This window comes from Bartonella sp. AA81SXKL (assembly GCF_042196945.1).
Lineage (GTDB): Bacteria > Pseudomonadota > Alphaproteobacteria > Rhizobiales > Rhizobiaceae > Bartonella.
Map to the genome: position 1 here is coordinate 409 of NZ_JBHIRH010000264.1, position 285 is coordinate 693.

At 40.7% G+C, this 285-nt stretch carries 1 pseudogene; it reads right to left on the reverse strand.

The features are described from left to right. Positions 1-61: 61 nt before the first annotated feature. Positions 62-285, reverse strand: a pseudogene (locus ACFINZ_RS10985) (hypothetical protein); the annotation flags it as partial.

The window sequence follows — 285 nt, forward strand, 5'->3', positions numbered from 1 at the left end:
CGAGTCGAATATATTGAAATCGGTTATCGTAACGGTTCGTTTAAACCTATGAACAATGTGGGTTACCAATAACGGCAGCCAAGGCACATAAAGCAGAGACAGCCACATAATCAAGAGAAGATTGTTGACGGTCAGCAACGTCATAAATATAGCGACTTAAAACAAATGGAACTTGTGTAGGATAAAAAGGCTCGACGGGTAACAAAGCGGCAATAATAGGCTTTAATTCCCCCCCAACCATTTTGTTGCAATGCGATTTCATAAGGAATGGCTTCTAAACAAGTC